The following is a 4,821-nucleotide window of genomic DNA, read 5'->3' as shown; positions in this document are numbered from 1 at the left end:
GTATGGCTCTTGGTGTTTGATAATGTACCTAGTTTTTCTATTGCTTTTGTGCTGAACAGTGACTAATATTTGATGTAAATGAGAATTAATATCATAAAGGTGTAATTAATGATGTTACCTTTACTTGCTGCATTATTATTTATAGTGGGACTTGGCAAAAAGTTGTCGGTTCCAAATTCGTGGCTCTTCTACTATGCACTTTCTGTTGTATTGTTAAGCTGGCTATTCAGTATGAACCCCATTTTTGTCCTGATCCCGTTGTTTATCTTGTCACCTTGTCTTATCCACTATCGACATATCAAGGTGATTAAAATGGCTTATGTGGGCTGCCTGCTGCTGTCTTTTTTCGTCTCTTGGCTTGTGTAAACCAATCCATGTCTTTTCTCGCCAGACATTCCAAGTAGTTTGGGGATAGTATTTGTGAAAATCATAAGGTAGGATCGCCGGCCTTTTTCTGATGCTAGGAGGTAGCGATGTTTATTGGTTTTGACTATGGAACGGCGAACTGTTCTGTCGCGATGATGCAAGATGGGCAGCCAACATTGTTACCCATAGAAGGTAAAAGCCACTACATTCCTTCGACAATATGCGCCCCGACGCGAGAGTCCATTTCTGAGCATCTGTTCCGTCATCACAATATTACGCCAAGCGATAAAATTGGTGAGCAAGTACTTCGTCGCGCGATCAATGTGAATAGAGAAGAGAGTATTGAACTTGCCGTGCAAGACATTGCCTTTGGCCAAGCGGCGCTCGATCTCTATCTGCAGGATCCGCGCGATATTTATTACGTTAAATCCCCTAAATCATTTCTAGGCGCGGCAGGTTTACGTGATGTGCAGGTCAGTTTTTTCGAAGACTTGGTGTGCGCCATGATGGTCAATATTAAGCACAATGCAGAGCAGCACCTTCAGCGTAGCATCCAAGATACTGTGATTGGTCGTCCTATTAACTTTCATGGACGAGGTGGTGAAGAGGCCAATCGACAAGCGGAATCTATTTTACAACGTGCGGCGAAACGCGCCGGTTTTCAGCACATCAGTTTTCAGTTTGAACCCGTTGCGGCGGGTTTAGAATATGAAGCGACTCTGGTGCAAGATCAAACCGTACTGGTGGTTGATATCGGTGGTGGAACCACCGACTGTTCATTGCTAAAAATGGGGCCGAGTTGGCGAGGTCGTGACGACCGCACCGCGAGTTTGCTTGCGCATAGTGGCCAACGGGTCGGAGGCAATGATCTTGATATCTATATTGCTTTCAAACAGTTGATGTCTTTTTTTGGATTAGGAAGTAAAGCCATTTCTGGCATTGATATGCCGATCACGCAGTTTTGGAACCCGATTGCAATTAACAACGTGGAAGCGCAACGTGACTTCTATGCTCAGCAAAACTTGGCAGCATTGAAATTGCTACACAAAGAGGCGCAGCAACCAGAAAAGTTGGCGCGTTTGCTGAAAGTCTATTTTGAAACGCTCGGCTATCAAATTGTACGCCGTGCAGAAGAGGCAAAAATTGCTCTATCTGATCTTACGCAATGTCAGGTGGTGCTTGATCTTCTTTCTGAGCAGATCGAAGTGCAAATTGAGCGTGAGCAAATGATCGACGCCATTGAATCCCCTAAAGCGAAAATGGTGGAATTGGTCAAAGAAGCGGTTGAACAAGGTGGCGTAAAGCCGGATGTTATCTTTATGACGGGCGGATCTGCTCGTTCTCCAATATTACGCCAAGCGGTAGAGCAGCAACTGCCCCACGTACCCGTTGTCAGCGGTAACTACTTTGGTTCAGTGACTGCTGGTTTGGCTCGTTGGGCAGAGATTTGCTATCGCTGATATGAGCGCTTAGCGCTTCGTTTTTGATGCGTTGGGGGCCGGTAATATTGCGAATGATCGTGTTTCATTAAAACATTACTGGCAACCAAGCTACCTAAGCTTATCAATCCTAATCCGATCCAAGTCAAAGGCGTTGGCATCTCACCAAAAACGGGAATCGCCAACAAGGTTGCCACGACTGGTGTTGCAGAGCCAAAGGCAGCGGAGCGTTCTGCGCCGAGTGTTGAAACTGCATATAAATAGGTAAATGCTGCAATGAGCCCCGCCCCGACACCTTGCAGCAGTGTGTGTCCCGCCAGTTCTTTCCACGGCCAGTGTGCAAAAGAGTGTGTGGCTAAGTAGCTATCGACGATGCCTAAAGCGATTAGAACGGCCAATAAAATAGTAGAAAGTAAAGCAACCCATCCCGCGCTGACGAGCGCATGCAAATTCGCTACCCGCGCACAAATCGTAAACACTGCCCACATCAGGCTGCCAGTTAAAAACATCAAATGTCCGGTCAAACGGTTTGACTCAAAATCAGTGGCACTTGAATAGAGGAAAATACCAACCCCTGCCACCACTAAAGTCAGCCCAGCTATTCGATGGCGACTTAACGGCTGTTTAAACAGCAACACCGCGATACCCGAGACAAACAGCGGCAGCACGCCCGGAACAAGCGCGCTACCATCAGAAACCGGAACGTAGTGCATCGCATGGCTTGTCACTAGTAAATAGGGCAATCCACAGCCAATAAATAGACCAATTAAGTAACGTATAGGTACATTTTGCAATTGATGTCGAGTTCTCCAAACCAATGGAGAGAGCAACAAAGCGGGCAGTAAAAAGCGCGTTAATGCAATATCCGCAGGGGTTAATAGGCCGCTCGCCCCTGCCTTTAAAGAGAGGAAAAAGCCGGACCATAATAACAGTGTGGTGCCTATCGCGAGGTAGCCATAAATCATAATTTCATTCACATCAATGGATGGTTTCTCACCATTATCTATGGTTCGGCTTACTTTTATCCGGCAAGTTCACCCTTATTGCTAGATGGTTTAGCACTTATCCGCTATAAATTAGCAAAATGTTAGTGGATTTCATCAAGGATCGAGTAATGGATAGAATAGACCGCCGCATGTTGACCTTATTACAAACAGAGGGACGCTTAAGCACCGCAGAGCTTGCAGAAAAGGTTGGATTATCACCTTCTCCCTGCGCAAGACGCTTGAAACGATTAGAGGAGAGCGGGATCATTGATGGCTATCAAGCTCGCTTAAGCCGGCAAGCTGTCGGAGTTGGTATGACGGTTTTTGTTGAAGTTAGCCTGAATAATCATCAAGCCGCTTCCATTGATAGTTTTGAAGAGGCAATCAAAGAGATGGAGGAGGTGATCAGCTGCCATGTGGTTTCAGGTGCGTATGATTACTTGCTGGAAGTCGTTAGTGCCAATTTATCAGGGTACGAAGCATTTACGCGTCAGTTACAGCGGCTCAACAATGTAAAAGATATGCATACCCACCTCGCCATGCGTCAAGTGAAAGCCGCTACCGCGATGCCTATTTGGGTTTAGAGACAGCACTTGCGTGCTGTCTTCAGGGTCAGACGTGCTTATTCAAATTGAAATGACGCGAGAGAGTTTTTACTGATTTCGTTGGCAATCAATTGATGGATGGCCGTGGTAGGGTGCGTGACGCCCCAAAATACGTATTTGTCAGAGCTATGGTAAGCGCAATCATTGGTTAAGCTATGACGGTATAAGTAATCTAAAGCTGAATTGCGATTGATGTTGAGGCATGCATCGGTCGCATTTTCAAAGCCGTATTGCTGTGGATTGGCTGTGAGGTTTTCAAACAAGCTATGGGCATCAAACAGGATGATATTTACCCCTTGCATCTGATAATACAGTGCTTGTTGCTGAATAAACGCATTGAAGGTGGTGATCTTAGCGCTGACTTTCGCTATCTCTTCTGCTGTTGAATATTTAAATTGCGGGGCTTTGGTTGCATCGGGTAGGGTGAGTAGAATAATATTTTTGGCCCCTGAATCCACAAGACGAATCATCGCGCTGCTAAAATCTGCTTTGACTTCATATACTTCACGGTTGTAATTCATAAAGTCATTCAAGCCAAATTCAAAGGTAAAGAGCGTATTTTCTGGCTGGTAGTTTTTGGCCATTGTCATGTAATTTAGATAAGAGCGGACTTGATCATTCACACCCGTCAGCGCGATATATTGATTACGCCCTGCGGCACCGCCAATCGCCCAGTTATATACAGGCAAATTGTGCATTTTTGCTAAATACTCTGTCCACACCAAACCATTGGAAAAGTGTCCTAAAAACCAAGAGTTAGGATTGGGAAATTTCCATTGTGACGCATTGAATATATTTCCTGTATCCGAAAGGCTGTCACCTATGGTCACCATTTTATTAATGACGGGTTTGGCATTTTGTTTATCGTTAGTCCAGATCGAATGATTGTATGAGAACCTATTGTCTGCTGCGAAATAAGTAATATCTGCAGAATCGTGACTGACGCCGAGCGTCTCTTCACAACGCTGTTTTATTTCATATTGTGAGGTGTCGGTATAAAACATATTTTTAAAGCGCACAGACGACCACCAGTAACCACTAATGGTGTAGTCATTTCCTTGTTCATCCAATGCCCACTCCCAATCTGTTGCTGGGTCATCATGATTGCCAGCGGGCCGATACCAACAGCGTACATAAGTGTAGGTTTGCTTATTTTGCGTATTCATTACGCCATAAGCGGTAACTGGTTCTGAGGTGGTATCCGTATTTTCTGCAATCGCCATGGAGAGTGGCAATATTGCGGTCATCAATAACGTCATTAGTTTCATATTTTTTTCTTATTGGTTTAGGCACGTATCTAATAAAGAATAAGTGCAAAAGTGAAATTAACAAACTGGTCAGACCTATTTTGGATTTATGGTGTTAAGCGTCAATCAATAAACGACTATGTTGAACATTATTTGGTATTAAGATCAAACAATGAAC

5 protein-coding genes are annotated in these 4,821 nt (G+C 44.7%); 3 read left to right on the top strand and 2 right to left on the bottom strand.

The annotated features are described in order from the left end of the window. Nucleotides 1-108: 108 nt before the first annotated feature. Both AACQ17_RS06585 and yegD read left to right on the top strand, forming a co-directional pair. A complete protein-coding gene (locus AACQ17_RS06585) occupies nucleotides 109-366 on the top strand; it encodes a hypothetical protein (protein ID WP_017045096.1) in 258 nt (85 codons plus the stop codon). A gap of 107 nt (nucleotides 367-473) precedes the next feature. Beyond that, nucleotides 474-1,826 carry a molecular chaperone gene (gene yegD, locus AACQ17_RS06580; RefSeq protein WP_094147256.1) on the top strand — a complete coding sequence of 451 codons (1,353 nt, stop codon included), beginning with the start codon at nucleotides 474-476 and terminating at the stop codon, nucleotides 1,824-1,826. Here the strand turns inward: yegD and AACQ17_RS06575 are convergent. Continuing rightward, complete coding sequence (locus tag AACQ17_RS06575) at nucleotides 1,817-2,770, bottom strand: DMT family transporter (RefSeq protein ID WP_166537977.1); 954 nt, start codon at nucleotides 2,768-2,770, stop codon at nucleotides 1,817-1,819. The two genes, yegD and AACQ17_RS06575, sit on opposite strands and share 10 nt — an antisense overlap. A 149-nt stretch (nucleotides 2,771-2,919) precedes the next feature. On the opposite strand from AACQ17_RS06575, the gene AACQ17_RS06570 reads away from it, so the two are divergent. Beyond that, nucleotides 2,920-3,375, top strand: a complete 456-nt coding sequence (locus AACQ17_RS06570; protein WP_026027548.1) for an Lrp/AsnC family transcriptional regulator — start codon at nucleotides 2,920-2,922, stop codon at nucleotides 3,373-3,375. A gap of 38 nt (nucleotides 3,376-3,413) precedes the next feature. Here the strand turns inward: AACQ17_RS06570 and AACQ17_RS06565 are convergent, their stop codons facing one another. After that, on the bottom strand, nucleotides 3,414-4,664 hold the full coding sequence (locus tag AACQ17_RS06565; protein ID WP_094167543.1) for an SGNH/GDSL hydrolase family protein: 1,251 nt from the start codon (nucleotides 4,662-4,664) through the stop codon (nucleotides 3,414-3,416). Between the last annotated feature and the right edge of the window lie 157 nt (nucleotides 4,665-4,821).

Origin of the sequence: Vibrio sp. V10_P2A27P122 (assembly GCF_963874335.1) — a bacterium.
Taxonomy (GTDB): domain Bacteria; phylum Pseudomonadota; class Gammaproteobacteria; order Enterobacterales; family Vibrionaceae; genus Vibrio; species Vibrio anguillarum.
Note: the sequence above shows the minus strand (reverse complement) of the source record. Positions and strands in the feature narration are given on the sequence as shown.

Bases quoted from the DNA above. Each gene is read 5' to 3' on its own strand.
- AACQ17_RS06585 (WP_017045096.1), top strand. From the start codon at position 109: ATGATGTTACCTTTACTTGCTGCATTATTATTTATAGTGGGACTTGGC.
- yegD (WP_094147256.1), top strand. From the start codon at position 474: ATGTTTATTGGTTTTGACTATGGAACGGCGAACTGTTCTGTCGCGATG.
- AACQ17_RS06575 (WP_166537977.1), bottom strand. From the start codon at position 2,770: ATGATTTATGGCTACCTCGCGATAGGCACCACACTGTTATTATGGTCC.
- AACQ17_RS06570 (WP_026027548.1), top strand. From the start codon at position 2,920: ATGGATAGAATAGACCGCCGCATGTTGACCTTATTACAAACAGAGGGA.
- AACQ17_RS06565 (WP_094167543.1), bottom strand. From the start codon at position 4,664: ATGAAACTAATGACGTTATTGATGACCGCAATATTGCCACTCTCCATG.